The 17,598-nt window shown below is 70.9% G+C and carries 17 protein-coding genes and 1 pseudogene; 6 read left to right on the top strand and 12 right to left on the bottom strand.

What is annotated here, in order from left to right:
• Positions 1–23: 23 nt before the first annotated feature.
• The 3 genes from dcd to ACSDQ9_RS07235 form a co-directional block, all read right to left on the bottom strand.
• A complete protein-coding gene (dcd, locus tag ACSDQ9_RS07245) occupies positions 24–599 on the bottom strand; it encodes a dCTP deaminase (protein ID WP_435145528.1) in 576 nt (191 codons plus the stop codon).
• 33 nt (positions 600–632) lie between these two features.
• Positions 633–1,406: a deoxyribose-phosphate aldolase gene (gene deoC, locus ACSDQ9_RS07240; RefSeq protein ID WP_435145525.1), complete on the bottom strand. Its 774-nt coding sequence runs from the start codon at positions 1,404–1,406 to the stop codon at positions 633–635.
• A 63-nt stretch (positions 1,407–1,469) separates the two neighbouring features.
• Positions 1,470–2,462 (bottom strand): glucosaminidase domain-containing protein, encoded by a 993-nt coding sequence (locus ACSDQ9_RS07235; RefSeq protein ID WP_435145522.1) that lies wholly within the window; start codon positions 2,460–2,462, stop codon positions 1,470–1,472.
• A gap of 166 nt (positions 2,463–2,628) precedes the next feature.
• Here ACSDQ9_RS07235 and ACSDQ9_RS07230 point away from each other — a divergent pair, with 166 nt between their 5' ends.
• Complete coding sequence (locus ACSDQ9_RS07230; RefSeq protein WP_435145520.1) at positions 2,629–4,176, top strand: hypothetical protein; 1,548 nt, start codon at positions 2,629–2,631, stop codon at positions 4,174–4,176.
• Here ACSDQ9_RS07230 and ACSDQ9_RS07225 read toward each other — a convergent pair.
• From ACSDQ9_RS07225 to ACSDQ9_RS07215, 3 genes are all read right to left on the bottom strand, one after another.
• Positions 4,153–5,685, bottom strand: a complete 1,533-nt coding sequence (locus tag ACSDQ9_RS07225) for a sensor histidine kinase (protein ID WP_435145518.1) — start codon at positions 5,683–5,685, stop codon at positions 4,153–4,155. The two genes, ACSDQ9_RS07230 and ACSDQ9_RS07225, sit on opposite strands and share 24 nt — an antisense overlap.
• On the bottom strand, positions 5,682–6,404 hold the full coding sequence (locus ACSDQ9_RS07220) for a response regulator transcription factor (RefSeq protein ID WP_435145515.1): 723 nt from the start codon (positions 6,402–6,404) through the stop codon (positions 5,682–5,684). The genes ACSDQ9_RS07225 and ACSDQ9_RS07220 overlap by 4 nt, the downstream gene beginning before the upstream one ends.
• Positions 6,405–6,469: 65 nt before the next feature.
• The gene (locus ACSDQ9_RS07215; RefSeq protein ID WP_435145512.1) at positions 6,470–6,925 is read right to left on the bottom strand and encodes a DoxX family protein; all 456 of its coding nucleotides are present in this window, start codon (positions 6,923–6,925) and stop codon (positions 6,470–6,472) included.
• Positions 6,926–7,065: 140 nt separating this feature from the next.
• Here ACSDQ9_RS07215 and ACSDQ9_RS07210 point away from each other — a divergent pair, with 140 nt between their 5' ends.
• Both ACSDQ9_RS07210 and ACSDQ9_RS07205 read left to right on the top strand, forming a co-directional pair.
• Positions 7,066–7,806, top strand: a complete 741-nt coding sequence (locus ACSDQ9_RS07210) for a YaaA family protein (protein WP_435145509.1) — start codon at positions 7,066–7,068, stop codon at positions 7,804–7,806.
• Between the two features lie 50 nt (positions 7,807–7,856).
• Positions 7,857–8,279: a hypothetical protein gene (locus ACSDQ9_RS07205; protein ID WP_435145506.1), complete on the top strand. Its 423-nt coding sequence runs from the start codon at positions 7,857–7,859 to the stop codon at positions 8,277–8,279.
• A gap of 15 nt (positions 8,280–8,294) precedes the next feature.
• Here ACSDQ9_RS07205 and ACSDQ9_RS07200 read toward each other — a convergent pair whose 3' ends face one another.
• The 6 genes from ACSDQ9_RS07200 to ACSDQ9_RS07175 form a co-directional block, all read right to left on the bottom strand.
• A complete protein-coding gene (locus tag ACSDQ9_RS07200; protein ID WP_435145504.1) occupies positions 8,295–9,224 on the bottom strand; it encodes a siderophore-interacting protein in 930 nt (309 codons plus the stop codon).
• Positions 9,225–9,300: 76 nt separating this feature from the next.
• Positions 9,301–11,475 carry an iron ABC transporter permease gene (locus tag ACSDQ9_RS07195; RefSeq protein WP_435145501.1) on the bottom strand — a complete coding sequence of 725 codons (2,175 nt, stop codon included), beginning with the start codon at positions 11,473–11,475 and terminating at the stop codon, positions 9,301–9,303.
• A gap of 11 nt (positions 11,476–11,486) precedes the next feature.
• Positions 11,487–12,488, bottom strand: a complete 1,002-nt coding sequence (locus ACSDQ9_RS07190; protein ID WP_435145498.1) for an ABC transporter substrate-binding protein — start codon at positions 12,486–12,488, stop codon at positions 11,487–11,489.
• Positions 12,489–12,552: 64 nt separating this feature from the next.
• Complete coding sequence (locus ACSDQ9_RS07185; RefSeq protein WP_435145496.1) at positions 12,553–13,500, bottom strand: ABC transporter ATP-binding protein; 948 nt, start codon at positions 13,498–13,500, stop codon at positions 12,553–12,555.
• A gap of 164 nt (positions 13,501–13,664) precedes the next feature.
• The gene (locus ACSDQ9_RS07180) at positions 13,665–14,483 is read right to left on the bottom strand and encodes a DUF3152 domain-containing protein (RefSeq protein ID WP_435145493.1); all 819 of its coding nucleotides are present in this window, start codon (positions 14,481–14,483) and stop codon (positions 13,665–13,667) included.
• 257 nt (positions 14,484–14,740) lie between these two features.
• A complete protein-coding gene (locus ACSDQ9_RS07175) occupies positions 14,741–15,484 on the bottom strand; it encodes a DUF3152 domain-containing protein (RefSeq protein ID WP_435145491.1) in 744 nt (247 codons plus the stop codon).
• 90 nt (positions 15,485–15,574) lie between these two features.
• Here ACSDQ9_RS07175 and ACSDQ9_RS07170 point away from each other — a divergent pair, with 90 nt between their 5' ends.
• The 3 genes and pseudogenes from ACSDQ9_RS07170 (at position 15,575) to ACSDQ9_RS07160 (ending at position 17,527) form a co-directional block, all read left to right on the top strand.
• Complete coding sequence (locus ACSDQ9_RS07170; protein ID WP_435145488.1) at positions 15,575–16,450, top strand: aldo/keto reductase; 876 nt, start codon at positions 15,575–15,577, stop codon at positions 16,448–16,450.
• 61 nt (positions 16,451–16,511) lie between these two features.
• Positions 16,512–16,661 (top strand): annotated as a pseudogene (locus ACSDQ9_RS07165) (LacI family DNA-binding transcriptional regulator); the annotation flags it as partial.
• A 56-nt stretch (positions 16,662–16,717) separates the two neighbouring features.
• A complete protein-coding gene (locus ACSDQ9_RS07160; protein WP_435145485.1) occupies positions 16,718–17,527 on the top strand; it encodes a LacI family DNA-binding transcriptional regulator in 810 nt (269 codons plus the stop codon).
• Positions 17,528–17,598 lie beyond the last annotated feature (71 nt).

Below are 17,598 nucleotides of genomic sequence, written 5' to 3'. Positions count from 1 at the left end.
CAGATGCCCGCGCCCTGAGCGCCTCAGATCGGCGTGCGGTGGAAGTTCTGGTGGCTGCGGCTGGCCGTCGGTCCACGCTGGCCCTGGTAGCGCGACAGGTGCGCCCCCTGACCGTAGGGCTGCTCCGCGGGCGAGCTCAGCTGGAAGAAGCACAGCTGGCCGATCTTCATGCCCGGGTACAGCTTGATCGGCAACGTGGCCACGTTCGAGAGCTCGAGCGTGACGTGACCCGTGAAGCCGGGGTCGATGAAGCCCGCGGTCGAGTGGGTGAGCAGGCCCAGTCGTCCAAGTGAGGACTTGCCCTCGAGCCGGGCCGCGACGTCGTCCGGCAGGGTGACCAGTTCCAGGGTGGCGCCCAGCACGAACTCGCCCGGGTGCAGCACGAAGGGCTCGTCCCCGTCGGGTTCGACCAGGCGCGTCAGTTCCGCCTGTTCCTCGGCCGGGTCGATCACCGGGTAGCGGTGGTTTTCGAAGATCCGGAAGAACCGGTCGAGGCGCACGTCGACGCTCGACGGCTGCACCATCTCGGGGGTCCAGGGGTCGAGGTGCACACGTCCGCCGTCGATCTGGGCGCGAATGTCACGGTCGGAAAGCAGCATGCGGGTTCCTGCGTCGGGGTCGGGGGTCGGTTCTCAGTAGGACGAGTCGCCGGTCGCGGGGGAGCCGTCGAGCACCGCGCGGGTGCCCGAGAGTCCCAGCCGGGTGGCCCCGGCCTCGATCATGGCGATCGCGGTGGCGTGGTCGCGGATGCCGCCGGAGGCCTTCACACCCAGCCGTCCACCCACCGTCTCGGCCATCAGGCGCACCGCTTCGACGGACGCTCCACCAGCCGGGTGGAAACCGGTCGAGGTCTTCACGAAGTCGGCTCCCGCGGCCTCGGACGCCCGGCAGGCCGCCACGATCTCCTCATCGGTCAGGGCTGCCGACTCGATGATCACCTTCAGCACCTTCGGGGCGGGAATCTCAGCACGCACGGCCGCGATCTCGGCCTGCACCTGGTCGACCAGTCCCGCCTTCAACAGACCGATGTCGATGACCATGTCGACCTCGTCGACGCCGGCGGCAACGGACTCGCGCGCCTCGGCGGCCTTCACGGCGGGCGTGTGCTTGCCCGAGGGGAAACCGCAGACGACCGCGAGCAGCACGTCACCGAGGTCGGCCTGGATGGGCAGCATGTTCGGCGAGACGCAGATCGAGTAGGTGCCCAGCTCCCGGGCCTCCTCGGCCAGGGCCGTGACGTCGGCCGCCGTGGCGTCGGTCTTCAGCAGCGTGTGGTCGACGTAACGAGCGAGCTGCGACCGGGTCAGCGCGTCTGCCCCGGGTGATTCGGTGCTGGTTGAATCGGCCCTGGTTGAATCGGCCCTGGTTGAATCGGCCCTGGTTGAATCGGCGCTGGGCGTGGGCATGGTGGCTCCTTCGGTGGTCGTCACAACTCTAGGGCCTCCCGCGACCCGGTGACGGGGTGGGCGTCAGTCGCCGGTCGAGGGCAGGGCCACCGGACGACCCGAGGGTCGCGCGCTGGGGGTGCTGGACGAGCCGGTGGTGTCGCCGCCCGCCGGCAGCGGGGCGACCTGCGCCGGGTGCACGATCTGCGGGTCCTGGGTGCGCTGACGCGCCAGCGGCGGTTCTTCCAGCACGATTCCCTCGGCGGTGGCCGTCGGCGTGGCGGTGGGAGAGGTCGTGACGGTCGGGTCGGTCGAGGGCGTCGGGGAGCTCGAGGGCGTCGGGGTGGCCCCGATGCTGGAGTCGCTGGAGCTGGCGACGGGAGAACTGGCAACGGGAGAACTGGCGACGGGGGAGCTGGCGACGGGGGAGCTGGCGACGGGCGCGGCGCTCACCGACGCGGGGGCGGCCGCTCGTCCGACGGTCGTGGTGGGACGAATGGCCTCACCGATGCGGGTGCCCTTGTCGTACTGGAACAGGTTGCTCGAGACCATCACCTTGTAGAGCAGGTGCGCGTAGTTCGGGTCGGTGGCGTAGCCGGCGCGCTGGATCTCCTGGGCGAACAGCCGGGGGTCCTGGTTGACGGTGAACGCCGCCCCATAGATGCCCCGGGTCGTCAGGTAGTAGCCGTGGTCGGCCAGCGAGTCGGTGGGGCTGGCGTAGCTGCGGAAGTACTCGGTGCGGGTGTACCAGACGCCGCCGAGGTACTCCTTGGTCTGCATCGGCACGCACCCGGACTGGTACGGGCTCACGCTCCCGCCGGGCACACACTTGATGCCGAAGTAGGCGTTGTACTGCTGTGAGAGGGACGACCCGCCCCAGCCGCTCTCGAGAATGGCCTGCGACATGGTGACCGACACCGGCACGCCGAACTCCTCCCAGCTCTGCTCGGCACCGGGAAGCATCGAGTCGATGAAGGCTCGCTGTTCGGCGGCGGTGGCGCCCTGGGCCGGTCGGGCGGACTGCCACACCATCAGGGTGACGGCGGCCAGGAGGCTGGCGAACAGGGCGATGGCCACACGGCGGAGGGGTGCATCGACGGTTGCGCTGCGACCCGACACCGGGGGGCGTGCGTGGGTACGTGTCACGCGACCATGATCGAAGCTGGGTGCCCGCGTTGTCATTCCCCACGTCAAGTGCAGGTTGAGCCCTCGGCTGCACCCGCGCCAGCGTAGCCTTCGGAGGGTGACGAACCCTCCGCAGAACCCGTACGGGCAGCCGACACCGCCTCCTTCGGGGGGCGGACAGCCCGGGAACCAGCCGTCGGCCACTCCGCCCCAGGGGCAGCCGTCGTCGTCCGGATACGACCAACCCACCCAGCAACTGCCCCCCGCGGAGCAGTACGGGCAGCCCCACCACGGGCAGGGCCAGAACCCGCAAGGCCAGTACGGGCAGGGTCAGCAGTACGGGCAACCGCAGCAGGGTCAGTACGGTCAAGGCCAGCAGTACGGCCAGGCTCAGCAGGGCCAGCAGTACGGACAGCCCCAGCAGGGCCAGTACGGCCAGGGTCAGCAGTACGGCCAGGCTCAGCAGGGTCAGTATGGGCAGGCCCAGTACGGGCAGCCCCAGCAGGGCGGCCAGTACCAGGGCGGCCAGTACCAGGGCGGCCAGTATCAGGGCCCGGGTGCACCCTCGGGGGCGCCGCCCAAGAAGTCCCGCACGCCCCTGATTCTGGGGATCGTCGGCGTGCTGGTGGTGGCGTTGATCGTCGTGTTCGCCATCCGTGGTCTGACCGGCAGGGGTCAACAGGCCGATCCCCCGGTTTCTCCGTCGGGCACGTCGGCGCCGCCGACCTCCGGTGACCCCAGCGGGTCGCCGACGGAGTCGGCTTCCACGGATGAGCCGACCAGTGCTTCGTCCGACCCCTCGAGCGAGACCTCGGACGAACCGGCCCAACCCGCGGGCGACACCCTGAAGGCGATCACGCTGGTGACCGACCAGGGATTCTCGTGCACCGATGAGGGTCGGCCCGGGTTCGTGAGCCAGATCTGCACGCACTACGACGAGGCCCCGGCCATGAGCGTCTACGTGGGCGGGTTCGCGGACGGCACGTTGGGGCGGCTGACGCTCAACGTGCAATCGGCGAGTCAGCCGACCGTGTCGAAGAAGTTGTCGACCGACCTGATCGCCATGATGGCCGGCGCCGATGCGGCCGCCGTGCAGACCACCATCGCCAAGGGCACGAGCGCCAAGTACGCCGAGGGGCGCACCGACACCTTCGACTACCGCGGCAAGGCCGACGGATCGGTCGTGATGCACGCCCTCGACTTCCCGCCGGGTGATGCCGAACTGAAGCCCGTCACCGTCTCGCGCTCGGCCCTGCAGACCTGGGCCAAGGCGCGTGGCTACGCCTGCACCACCGACGGCGCGGCCGAGACCTGCCAACTGCAGACGGCCGAACACCGCCTGCGCGTGCGCGCCACGGCGTTGTCGCGGTCGGACGACTCCCAGCAGATGCGGGTCTCGATCTACATCGAGTCGAAGAGCAGCGCGACCGCCGCCAGCCTGCTCAAGGAACACGCCACGGCGCTCTACCAGACGCTCGGCGAGGGCGGTGCCGCGGCGCTGACCACCATGGACGAAGCCCCCTCCGAGGGGTCCACCGAATACCGCGACGGCTACCTCATCGACTACTACCCGGCCTCGAAGACGACCCCTCGCGACGGATACACCCACTACTCGGCGCTGTACATCCTGGCCAGCTGCTGGTCAGACCTCTACAACATCTGCTGATCCGGGCCGGGCGCCCCCGACAGACGAAGGGAACCGCAGTTCGAAGCGGGTGTCGCCGGGCACGCTGGTCACCGATGCCGTGCCACCGTGGGCGGCCATCACGGCCTGCACGATGGCCAACCCGAGGCCGGTCGAGGGCTCGGACGAGTGGGCGCGCGCGACATCGGCCCTGGCAAACCGCTCGAACACCTGACCGGCGACCTCCTCGGGAATGCCCGGGCCGGTGTCCCGCACCTCGATGACGGCCCAGGAGCGGTCGCCGCTGGTCTCGGCCCTCACTGAGGCCGTCACCAGCGTGCCGGCCGGGGTGTGCTTGCGGGCGTTCGACAGCAGGTTGACCACCACCTGAACGAGGCGGTGACGATCGGCCCAGGCCATCACCGGACGATCGGCAGGCGGCAGCGCGACCGTCCACTGGTGGCCACCACCCGCGGCCCGGGCGTCGGACACGGCGTTCAGCACCACCTCGACGCAGTCGACCTGCTCGGGCGCCAGATTCGGGTCGGAGTCGAGGCGGGCCAGCAGCAGCAGATCCTCCACGAGGCTCGACATGCGGCTCGACTCCGATTCGATGCGGGCCATCGCGAAACCCGTCTCTCCGGGCAGCTCGGCTCGTCCGCGGCGCGTGAGTTCGGCGTACCCGCGAATGGAGGCCAGGGGGTTGCGCAGTTCGTGGGAGGCGTCGGCGACGAAGCGGCGCACCTTGGTCTCGGACTCCTGTCGGGCTGCGAGCGCCGACTCGACGTTGTCGAGCATCTGGTTGAAGGCGCGGCCGACCTGACCCACCTCGTTGTCGGGGTCGGTGTCGACGGCCCGCATCGGAAGGGCGACCTCGCCGGTGCGCAGGTCGAGCTGGCCCACCTGGTGCGCGGTCTCCGCCAACCGGGTCAACGGACGAAGGCTGCGGTGCACCACCGGGCGGGTGACCAGCACGGCCACGGCGATCGCCACCACGGTCAGTCCCGAGACAATGATCAGCACGGTCGTGGTCATCCGGTTCACCTGGGCCAACGGCACCGCGGCCACATAGGTGCCGTCGGACCGATTCACGCTGATCACCCGGTACGAGCCCAGGTCGTCCAACGTCACGGTGCGGATCTGGTTGTCGTCGGGAAGGTTGAGCAAGGTGGTGACGACGGCGGCCGAGGGCACGACCAGTTGACCCTCGGAGACGACGCGAGCGGTGGCGAGGTTGCCACGCTGCTGCACGATGATCGTGCCGATCGGGTTGCCGAGCTCGTCCGCCCCGCGCGGGGGACCGGTGGTGCCACCGGGGCCGCCGGGGCGCGCCTGCCGGGCGGCGACGGCCTGCAGCTGGTCGTCCATCTGGTTGACCAGCACCTGACGCACCGCGAGCAGCGACACCACGGTGCTCACCACCAGCACCACCGCGACGATGATGCTCACCCGCACCACCAGCTGGCGGGACAGGGAGCCCCGGTGGCGGGCGGCGGGTTCGTGGCTGGCCGGGGTGCCCGAGGGCCCGTCGAGGGTGGCTGGCACGGTCACTGGGGCGCCTTCAGCACGTAGCCGGCGCCGCGCATCGTGTGGATCATCGGTTCGCGGTTGGCGTCGATCTTCTTGCGCAGGTAGGAGATGTAGAGCTCGACGACATTGGCCTGGCCGCCGAAGTCGTAGTTCCACACGCGATCGAGAATCTGCGCCTTCGACAGCACCCGGCGGGGATTGCGCATCAGGTAGCGCAGCAGCTCGAACTCGGTGGCGGTGAGTTGGATCGGGTCGCCACCACGGCTGACCTCGTGGGAGTCCTCGTCGAGCATCAGGTCACCGACCACCAAGGTGGTGTCGGTGCGGGCCTCGGTGGCTCCACTGCGGCGCAGCAGGGCCCGCAGCCGGGCCACCATCTCTTCCAGCGAGAAGGGCTTGGTGACGTAGTCGTCGCCGCCCGCGGTCAGCCCCTGGATGCGGTCGTTCACCGCGTCCTTGGCTGTCAGGAAGATCACCGGCACCTCGGGCTGCTCGGCACGGATGCGGCGCATCACTTCGAGGCCGTCGAAGTCGGGCAGCATCATGTCGAGAATGATCACGTCGGGGCGCACCTCCCGCGCGGCCTTGACCGCTGTCAGCCCGGTCGCGGCTGTCGCCACCTGCCAGCCCTCGTAGCGCAGGGCCAGGGCCAGCAGGTCGGTGATGCTCGGCTCGTCGTCGACGGCCAACACCTGAATGGGGGAGCCATCGGGCTTGGTGAGCTGCTGTGCGGTGGTCATGCCTCAACTGTGACACCGAGGCAGGCGGGTTCGCTGTGGGTCGCCTGTGGGAAACCTGTGAAAGATCAGGCCGGGTCGGCGTCGTCGATGTAGTGGGCCTGGCGGTCGTCCGGGCTGCGCCGGAACAGGGCGTCGACGCCCGCCCGACCCGAGCCGAAGGTCAGGAAGATCAGGCCGAGGCTGGCCAGGGCGAGGTTGTACTCGTAGCCGTCCTGGGCCAGGTGCGGGCCGTGGCCCCACTTGGCGAACCCGATGATCATGGCCTGCTCGACCAGCAGCACCAGCCCCAACAGGGGAGTGACCAGGCCGAACACCAGCAGGGCGCCCCCGATCACCTCGAAGGCGATCGTGCCCCACGCGAACACCTCCGGGTAGGGCACCTTGAGGTCGGTGAGAATCTGCACCTGCTTGGGTTGTCCGTCCGACCAGCGCGTCCAACCGTGCACCATCAGGATGGCTCCGGTGGCGATGCGCGCCAGCATCAGGGCGAGATCCTGACAGACGCGGATGAATCCCCTCATGCGATTCCCTTCGTTGGGGGCCACAGCGTGTGCCGATCGTGCCAAACCCGCCGCCCGATGTCCACGCCCCGCGCGGAGGGCCCGCTCGCGGGCTGCCCCGCCCGCGGAGCACCCGGGCGCGGGTTCACTAGGATCGGCGGGTGCTCATCCTGCTGCCGCCGTCCGAGGGCAAGTCCAGCCGCCGCCGCGGCACCCCGATGCGGGTCGAGTCCCTCACCATGGACGACCTCACGGCCGCCCGCCGGTCGGTGATGGCGGCCCTGGCCGAGGCCAGCGCCCGCCCCGATGCGCTCGAGGTCCTCGGGGTGGGGGCCAGCGTCGCCGCCGACGTGGCGGCCAACCTGCACCTGACCACCGCTGCGGCCCTCCGGGTCTCCGAGCTCTACACGGGGGTGCTGTTCGACGCGCTCGACCTCGACTCCCTCGACGTCGCCTCCCGCCGCCGCGCCCAGCGGCAGGTGCGGGTGTTCTCCGCCCTGCACGGGGTGCTCACCCTCACCGATCGCGTGTCGCCCTACCGGCTGGCCGCCGGGGTCGACCTGCCCGGCATCGGCCAGGTCACCACGTTCTGGCGTCACCACCTGCGCGGACTCGACCAGGCCTGGTCGGGTGACCTGCTGGTCGACTGCCGCAGTGGCTCGTACCGTCCGATGTGGCGGCCCGATGACCGCTCCCGCTGGGTGCAGGTCGAGGTGCCGGGTGCCTCGCACTTCGCCAAGCACACCCGCGGGCTGGTGGCGCGCAGGCTCGTCCAACATCAGGGACGGCTGACGCGCCCCGAGCAGTTGGTGCACCCGTTGGCCGAGTTCTCACCCGAGCTCGTCGCCGAGGGCAGGGGCGCCGATCGCGGCTGGACGCTGACGGTGCGGCCCCCTCACTGAGCCACCTGTGACCCCGGCGCTGTGGCACCCGACTTTGACACGATGGCCACATGCCCGAGCCGTCCCACGCCAGCCCGAGTTCGTCGAGCACCGCGACGCTCGAGGTCGTCTGCCACCGCGGCTTGGGGCACCAGAGCCGGATCGAGTTCAACGGTCTGGCGGTGCCCGAGCGGGCCCCCCGCACGTTCGGCGACACGGTGCCCGCCGGTGAGATCGAGGTGATGGGCCAGCACCGCGTCAGGTACGGCTGGAGCACCCCGGAGCGCAGGGTGATCAGGGTCGCGCCGGGGCAGCGGATGACGCTGTTCTACACCCCGCCGTTGCTCGCCAGCGACGGCGCGCAGCTCACCGACCGGCCGGTGAAGCCCCACTGGGGAACGGCAGCGGTCGCGCTGGCCGTGCTCGGGGGGCTGGCGGCCGCGGGCATCCTGCTCGCGGTGGTGCTCATGCTCGTCGGACTGCTCAGCAACTGAGCGCCCGCGGGTGCATCAGCTGCCCGCGACGCCCCGCTTCCAGTAGCCCATGAACGAGACCTCCTGCTTGGGCACGCCCGCCGCCTTGGCCTCGGCACGCAGGGTGCGCACCCACGAGGCCTCGCCGGCGACCCAGGCCTGCCGACCACCGGTGGCGTCCAGGTGCTCCTGGTCGAGCTCGTCCCAGAGAATCTCGGCCTGGTCACTCGCCTGGCTGTCGTCCGCGACGGACGATGCCGCCACCGCCGCGCCGAAGACCCCCACGGCCCGCTCGCCGCGTTCCCGCACCCGCCAGTCGACCGTCACACCGGCGGGCGCCACCACGTCGCGGACGTCATCGGCGTGCGGCACCTCGAGCACCACCCGTCCGCGCGCGTCGTCCGGCAGAGTCGAGACGATGTTCAGCACCGCGGGCAGCGCGGTCTCGTCGCCCACCAGCAGCACCTGCCCCGTGGCCTCGGTGCGCCAGGCGACCCCGACGCGGTCGTGGCCCTCGACCCGTCGGTCGCCGGCGACCAGCAGCGTGCGCGCCCCCAGCGGTGCCGAGGTGGCGAACTGCATGCCGGGGGCATGGTCAGTGTCGCTGGGGTCAGTGTCGGTGAGGGGGTGCACGGCGACGTCGAGCTGCACCTCGCCCGAGCCATCGTTGCCGGAGCCGTCGTTACTGGAGCCGTCCGTGTCTGGGGTCACCGAGATCAACGTGTAGGTGCGCAGTTTCGGTCCGCGAGCGCCGGCGGCGACCAGGGCGGCGTACCAGTCGTCCCCGCTGGTCAGCATGAGATCGAGCGCCTCGTCGTCGCCGAACAGCAGCTTCACGCGCTGGTCGAGCAGGGTGGGGGAACAGTCGGCGAGGTCGTCCCCGCGCAGCGTCAGCCGCACGAACGTGGGCGACACCTGCTCACGGGCGACCAGCGTGACGTCGTAGATCTTGTAGGGGCGGCTCATGAGAACTCCTGGGTGGGGGGCAGGGGGCGAGAGGGGACGAGGGCAGGGGTGGGTGACGGCCTCACGTGACGGCCCTTCACTTGACGGCCCGATTGGCGAACAGCAGCCACCAGAACAGCGGGGCGCCAACCAGCGAACAGACCAGCCCGACCGGCAGCTGGGCGGGGGCCAGGGCGGTGCGGCCGAGGGTGTCGGCGCCCAGCACCACCAGCCCGCCGAGCAGCACGGAGGGCCCGGTCATGCGGCGATGGTCGGGGCCGACGAGCAGGCGGGCCAGGTGTGGCGCGATCAGTCCGACGAAGCCGATCACCCCGATGGCGGCGGTCGCCGCCCCGGTCAGGGCCACGGCGGCGAGCAGCGCCCCGCCGCGCACCCAGTTCTGGCGCACGCCCAGCAGCTTTGGGGTGTCCGGATCGAGTTGCACCAGGTCGAGATCGCCTCGGAACATCCACACGCCCAGCAGCACGAGCACCACCAACGCGGCGACCGGGGGCAGGTTCGAGGCCACCGTCGAATAGGTTGAGCCGCCCAACCAGGTGATGGCCCGCGTCTGGTTCCACGGGTCGGTCGAGACGACCAGCAGCGTGCACAGCGCCTGGAACCCCGCCGCAAGCCCGAGCCCCACCATCACCAGACGGGTGGGGTCGAAGCCGCCGCGAGAACTCAGCGCCATCAGCGCGCCACCCGCGACCAACGCTCCCACCAGGGCGAACGTGTTGATCCAGCCGACGGTCAGCGGTACCGCGAGCACCGAGGCCCCGACGATGACCGCCAGCGCCCCCGCCCCGGCACCCGCCGAGACGCCCAACAGGCCGGGGTCGGCCAGCGGATTGCGGGTGACGGCCTGGGTCAGCGTGCCGGCCAGCGCCAACGCCATGCCGGCCAGCACGGCGGCCGCCACGCGGGGCCACCGGGTGTCGAGCATGAACGTGATCCGACCCGAGGCCTGCCCCAGGACCCAGTTCCAGACATCGCCCATCAGCAGCCAGCCGTCGCCGGCGAGCAGGGCCAACGAGGCCCCCACGACGACGAGGACGAACGCGGCCAGCGTCGCCACGAGCGCCCACCGGGCGAGTCGCGGTCTTCCGTGGCCGACCATCGCGGTCGCATCGGAGCGACCCGTGCGCATGCCTTGGCTGAGCACGACCAGGAAGACCGCACCCAGCAGGGTGGTGATCACGCCGGTGGGAATGCGGGCGGCCTCGCCGGCCCCGATCACGGCGCGCAGGGCCACGTCAGAGCCGATCACCAGCAGCGCCCCGACCAGACCGGCGAAGGGGATCAGCCAGCGGTGTCGGTGCAAGCCCTTGAGCCATCGCCCCGACAGTCGGACGAGGGCCGGTGCGCACAAACCGACGAAACCCAGCGGCCCGGCCAGCGCCACGGCGGTGGCCGCCAACAGCACGGCCAGCACGACCGCCACCAGGCGGGTGCGCAGCACGTTGAGCCCGAGGGTGCGGGCCTGGTCGTCACCGAGGTTGAGCAGATCCAGCTGCCCGCCCATCAGCATCAGCACCAGCAGGCTGGCGCCGATCACCACCGCGGCCTGCACCGAGGCGTGAGGATCGGCCTGGCTGAGGGAGCCGGCCCCCCAGGCGAAGAGTCCCTGGGTCTCCTGGGAGAAGATCAGCAGCAGTGCCGAGGTGACGCTCGCCAGCGCCATGGTGAGCACCGAACCACCCAGCACGAGCCTGACGGCATCACCGGAGGCACCCGTGAGCACGAACGCGAGGGCCGCGGCGACCAGTCCACCCAGTAGGGCCACGCCGGTGCCGCCGAGCAGCCCCAACTGAATGCCGAAGGCGGCCACCAGCGTGAGCGCCAGGTAGGCGCCGGCGTTCACCGCGAGCGTGTCCGGCGAGGCCAGCGGGTTGCGGGCCACCGACTGCAGGGTGGCGCCGGCCGCTCCGAGAGCCAGCCCGACGAGTAGCCCAGCCGCCAGTCGGGGAAACCGGGAGGCGAGCACGATGTCGGCCGTCTGGCCATCGGCTCGTCCGGTGTCGGAGGCGTGACCCGTGAGCGCCCGCCACACGTCGACCAGACCGACATCGGCAGTGCCCTGGGTGAGGTGCACCACCGCGAGGGCGAGCAGGGCCACCACCCCCACCCCCAGGGCAACGGCGAGGCGTCGGGCCTGTCGTTGGTCGAGGGGGCGGGGGGTGACGGACGACGCCCGCGCCCGCGTGGCGCTGGAGGCGGCCGCGCTGCTGCTCTTGCGGGCGCTGGCGATGCCGATCATGGGTCGGTGCACGCGAACCCGGGTCAGGCGGCCAGCTGCTTGACGAGCTCGTCGACCCACTGTGTCAGCGAGGCGGGACCGCCGTAGACCCAGACGCCGTTGGCGGCGGCCTTGACCTTCCCGTCCTTGACGAACTGCAGACCCTTCCAGACGGCGTTGTTGGCCAACTGGGTGGTCGAGTCGGTGGTGCCGTTGGCCCAGTTCAGGAAGGTGAGGGTCGGGTCGAGCTTGGTCAGGCCCTCGAGATCGAGCGAGCCGATGCCCCAGCCGTCGTCACCGGGCTCGGTGTAGGCGTTGGTGAGCCCGAGCAGCTTGCCCACCGCGCCCGGAACGGAGCGGTCGGAGTGCATGCGCACGTCGACGGCCGAACCCTGCACGTTCACGTAGCTGAACACGTAGGGGGTGGTCACCGAGACCAGCTTCGACTTCGAGTCGGCGATGTGCGACTCGAATGCCTGCCAGATGGTCTCGGCCTCGGCGCTCTTGCCGAGCAGCAGGGCGGTGTCGGTGAAGTTCTTCTTCACCTGACCGAGCGGGTCGGAGGCCTTGGCTCCGGTCAGCAGCACGACGGGCGCGATCTTCTCGGCCTGGGCGAGGGCGGTGTCGGGCACCGAGCCCTCCACGCCGAGAATCAGGTCGGGTTCGGCCTTGGCGATCGACTCCAGGCTGGGCTCGGAGCGCATGCCGACGTCGATCGGGTCGCCGGTGAGCTTCTGGCTGGTCACCCAGCTGGTGAAGCCCTTGACGTCGGCCACGCCGACGGGCTGCACGCCGAGGGTGAGCACATCCTCGGTCGGGCCCCACTCGAGCACGACCACGCGGGTGGCCGGCTTGTCGAGGGTGATCGTCTTGCCGCGGGAGTCGGTGACGGTGATGGGTGCGCTCGACGAACCGGCGGACGACGCACCCGTCGTCGCCGTGGTGGCGTTCGGCTGGGCGGCCTCGGTGGTGCCGCAGGCGGCGAGCAGGGCGGTGGCCGAGAGGCCTGCGGTGGCCCCGAAAAGGGCGCGACGGGTCAACGACATGGGTGTTCCTCGGGTTGGGATGTGCTGGGACTGGCGGAGTGGGAGTGGGGAAGGCGGGTCGGGCTCAGGCCGACAACGTGGTGGCCGGGCGGCCGATGGCGTCTTCGAGCCGCTGGCGCGTGGCGCACCGGGGCAGAGGGCGCACTTGCGGTCGTCCGTCGTGCAGGACGACCTCGATGGGGGTCTGGTAGGCGCGGGTGAGCGCCTTCTGGGTGAGCACCTCGGCGGGGGTGCCCTCGGCGACGATGGCGCCGTCGACCAGCAGGGCCACCCGATCGGCGACGGTGGCGGCCTGATTGAGGTCGTGGAGCACCACCCCGACGGCGACCCCGTGGTCGTCGGCCAGGTCGCGAATCAGGTCGAGCAGTTCTGACTGGTAGCGCAGGTCGAGGTGATTGGTGGGCTCGTCGAGCAGCAGCACGGGGGTCTGCTGGGCGAGGCAACTGGCCAGCCAGACGCGCTGCACCTGGCCACCGGAGAGTTCGTCGATGGCGCGGTCGGCGAGGTCCTCGACGCCGGTGAGGTTCATGGCGCGCTGCACGGCCGCCTCGCCGTGAGGGTCGGCGCCGATCCAGCGGGACTTGTGGGGGTGACGGCCCAGCCCGACGATCTCGCGGACGGTCATGCCGGCCGGGGTCGGGCGATGCTGGGTGAGCATGGCGAGCCGGGTCGCGAATTGCTTGGGGGAGAGCGCCATGCAGTCGAGCAGGGCCTCGGGGTGCTGGGCCTCGGTGTGCACGCTCTCGGGGTGCTGGGCCTCGGTTTGCTCGCTCCCGTTGCTGGCCAGGTGCAGCTCACCGGCCTCGAGTCCGTGCAGGCGGGCCATGCCGCGCAGCAGCGTCGACTTGCCCGACCCGTTCGGGCCCACGAGCGCGAGCACCTCGCCGGCGCGCACCTGCAGGCTGGCCTCGTGCACCACGGTGTGGCTGCCGTAGGCCAGGCGCACGTTGGTGGCGCGCAGGGCGCGGGTGACGGACGAGGGCGCAGTGCCGGGGGCCGCTGTGGAGCTCATGTCCATGAGGTTAGGCTCACCTAAACCATTATGGCAAGCCGAGCCTGTGATTAATCAGCCGGTGGACGAGCGGCCCGGGGATCCACCTCTCCGGCAAGCCCGTGGTCGAGGTGACCTGCCCCTGGGTGATGCCGGGCAGGTTCCTCGTCGGTGAGAGCTGACGCTCAGGGCGACGTGGCCGGCCACGCGTTCGCGACGCAGCCGCCCAACCCCTTGCTCTGTTGCATCATCACCGGGGCGGGCTGGCCCTTGCCGGGGCACGGCTTGTGCCCCAGGTGCAGGAAGTGCCCCACCTCGTGGTTGACGACGTAGGCGCGGTACACCGCCGTGTCGGTGTAGGTGGGGGTGCGGTGGAGCCATCGGTCAGAGTTGATCAGCACCGTCTCGCCGGCCTCGCAGCTCCAGACTCCCTTGGTGTCCAGCGGACACAGTTTGTCGACGGTCGGGGGCGCGGCGATGGTGAGGGTGAGTTCGGCGCGCTTGGCGTCGCTCACCAGTTCGAACCGCACGCCGCGTGACTGGGGAATGTCGGTGCCCATCCAGCCGCGCTTGTCGTTGAGGGCCGCGTGCACCTCGCGGGCGGCCTCGTCCGCCTTGATGCCGGTTCCCTGCTCAACCCGCACGACGTAGCGGACGGTGCGCGCCCCCTTGCTGACCGGCGCGAGGTTCAGGGTCGAGATGTCGAACTTTCCGGTCGACTTCGTGCCCGAGCGGACGATGCCGTCGCTCCCAGTGGAGGGCGCTCCGGGTGTGGGTGCCTTGCTGCTGCGCTGGGTGGCCGAGGAGGCACTGGTCGTCGCTGCAGCGCTCGCCGCGGTCGTTGCTGCCGATGCCGAGGTGGTGGGTGCCGAGGATGCGGGAGGAGTCCAGCTGGGAGTCGGATTCGCGGGCGGATTCCCCACCGACGTGGCCGTCGCGCAGGCGCTCAGGCACACCAGCAGGGCTGCCATGGCCACCTTTGGCCAGGGCGAGTGGACGGCCATGAGGACTCCTTCGGAGCGGGTCGGCGACTCGCCCCCGAGGCTAGCGGTGCATCGCCAGTGCTCCGAGGAGGGTGTCGCCCGTGTCGCAAAACCCGCTCGAGGGCCGTCAGCGCAGGAAAGTGTGTGAAATGCGCATCTGAAACGGGGTTCGTTCCCCAGATGAGCCACGAACCCCGTTTCGGGCGCGCATCTCACACGCGCAGGACGACGTCAGCCGCCGGGCCTGGACATGCGGGGCCGTCAGGAGTGGGGCCGGGTCAGGAATTGGACCGCGTCGGCCACGGATTCGCCACGCAGCCCTTCAGACCCTTGCTCTGCTGCATCATCACCGGCGCGGTGAGCCCCGCCCCTGCGCACTCCGCGTGGCCCAACCCGAGAAAGTGCCCGACTTCGTGGTTGATCATGTAGGCCCGATAGGCGGTGGGATCGCTGTATGTGGGGGTGAGGAACTGCCAGCGGTCGGAGTTGATCAGCACGTGTTGTCCGTCGTCGCAGCTCCAGATGCCGCCGGTGTCAAGGGGGCACAGAGCGTCAACGGTCGGGGGAGCGGCGATGCTGATCGTGAAGTCGGCGTCGCGTGGATCGCTCACCAACCAGAACGACGACCCGGCCGTGGGCTTCGTCCGCGTCGACTTCCAGCCGCGGGGGTCATCGAGGATCGCCTGAATCTGTCGTCCGGCATCGTTCGGCTTGATCGGCACCCCCTGCTCGACGCGAACCACGTAGCGGATGACCCGGCTGCCCCGCTTGGCCGGCGGGATCGACAGCTGGGCGACGTTGAACTTTCCCGAGCCACGCTGGCCGCTGCGCACGATGCCCTCGGGGCTGTCGTCCTCGGCGGTGTCATCGGTCTGGGCACTCGCACCAGGCTGGCCGCCGGTGAGGGCGCGGCCGACCCCGGAGCACCCCGTCAGCATCGCCACCGAGGTGCACGTCAGGGCGGCGACGGTGAGCAGGCGGGCGAGGCCGAGGCGCGCCGCGCGTCGGGTACGAGGAGTCATGCCCGCCAGCCTGCCGCCTCGGCGGGTCGGATCAGGTCTGACCCGGGTCCGAACCTGCTGCGACCACGGACCTCGTGGTGGAATGGGCGGGTGATCCGCGCTGCGCTCCCGGTGCCCATCGTCGTCCTGAACACCGGACGAACCGTGCCCCAACTCGGGTTCGGCACCTACAAGCTGACCCCCGAGCAAACGGGGCCCGCGGTCTCGTCCGCGCTGGAGGTGGGTTTCCGCCACATCGACACGGCCGCCATGTACGGCAACGAGCGCGAGGTGGGCCGGGCGCTCGCCACCAGCGGGCTGGCGCGCGAGGAGTACTTCCTGACGACCAAGCTCGACAACCCCGACCACGAACCGGCCGCGGCCCGGGCGGCCTTCGCGCGCTCCCTCGACCTGCTCGGGGTCGAGTGGGTCGACCTGTACCTGATCCACTGGCCGATGCCGCGCACGACCGACTTCGTCGCCACCTGGCGCACCCTCGCCGAGTTCGTGGACGACGGCCGGGCCCGCGCCATCGGGGTGTCGAACTTCCAGCCCGAACACCTGCGCACCATCGTCGACGCCACCGGTGTGGTGCCCGCCGTCAACCAGGTCGAGGTGACCCCCTACCTCACCCAGGAGCCGCTCCGCGCCCTGCATCGCGAGCTCGGCATCGTCACCGAGGCCTGGTCGCCGCTGGCACGGGGCCAGGTGCTCACCGATCCCACCGTGGTCGCTCACGCCCAGCGCCTCGGCTGCACCCCCGCGCAACTGGTGGTGGCCTGGCACCTGCACCGCGGCGACGTCGTCTTCCCCAAGACCACCTCGGTCGAGCGGCTCCGCGAGAACGCGGGTGCGCTCGACCTGCTTCCCCCCGACCCCCTGACCCCCGGGCGGTTGGACGAGGCTGCCGTGGCGGCGCTCTCGTCCCTCAACGAGAACCGGCGGGTGGGCTCGAGCCCCGACGACGTGGAGCTCGGCACGCGCTGAGACGCCGACCCGCGGCGAGCCGACCGGCGCCGCGGCGGGCGATCACCGGCATGATGGGGGCATGACTGCCGCCTCTCGCCGCGCCACGATGCGCGACGTCGCCGAGCGGGCCGGGGTCTCACGACAGTTGGCCTCGCTGGTGCTCGGGGGCAAGCCGGGGCCCAGTGATGCCAGCCGCGAGGCCGTGCTCGCCGCCGCCGCCCAGCTCGACTACCACCCCAACTCGCCGCGCAGCTGCTGCGGCAGGCGCGCACCCGCACGATCGGGGTGCTGTTCGAGGCCCGCAACCCCTTCGAGGCCCGGGTCGTCGAACGCCTGCTCGAGGCGGCCGAAGGGGCCGGTTTCCGCGTCCAGCTGGCACCGGTCACCCCCCATCGGACGACCGAGGTGGTGGTGCAGGAACTGCTCGAGTTCCGGGTCGAGGCCATGGCCTGCTTCAACCCCGACGCCAGTTCGCCGTCGCTGCAGCACGCCCTGGCGACCATGCCCGTCGTCTGGCTGGGGGAGCGCCCCGGTGACCCGCGCGCCGACGCGGTGCACGCGGACGACGTGCTCGGCCTGCGGCTCGTCGTCGAGCACCTGACCGGGCTCGGCCACCGCGCCATCTGTTACGCCGGTGGTGTGGGTGGGCTGGTCGGCGCCGACCGCGCCGAGGCCTACCGCGACGCCATGCGGGCGGTGGGGCTGGCCGACGAGATCGACGTGGTGTCCGTCGGGTTCCTCGAGGAGTCCGGTGCCGAGGCCGCCCGGGCGCTGCTGGCTCGCGACGTGTTGCCCACGGCCGTCATCGGCTGCTCCGACCAGGTGGGGGCCGCGCTGGTGACCGTGTTCGCGCAGGCCGGGGTCGACGTTCCCGGTCAGGTGTCGGTGACGGGCTACGACGACAGCAACCTGGCCGCGATCTCGTACCTCTCGCTGACGGCGGTGCGTCAGCACGTCGATGTCACCGTGGCGGCCACCCTGGCCGCCATCGAGCGTCGGCTGGCCGATCCGCGGGCCACGCCCGAGACGGTTGCGACGGTGACCTCGCTGACGGTGCGCGGCTCCACGGGGCCGGCGCGCTCGTCCGCTGTCTGACCGCCCGACCGTCGACCCACACGCGCCAACAGGCGACCCCGGAACCCGGGAACAACCCTGATCTTCCCAGG

Origin of the sequence: Aestuariimicrobium soli, assembly GCF_051192575.1 — a bacterium.
In the GTDB taxonomy this organism is placed as follows: domain Bacteria; phylum Actinomycetota; class Actinomycetes; order Propionibacteriales; family Propionibacteriaceae; genus Aestuariimicrobium; species Aestuariimicrobium soli.
This window is presented reverse-complemented; position numbering and strand designations above follow the sequence as displayed.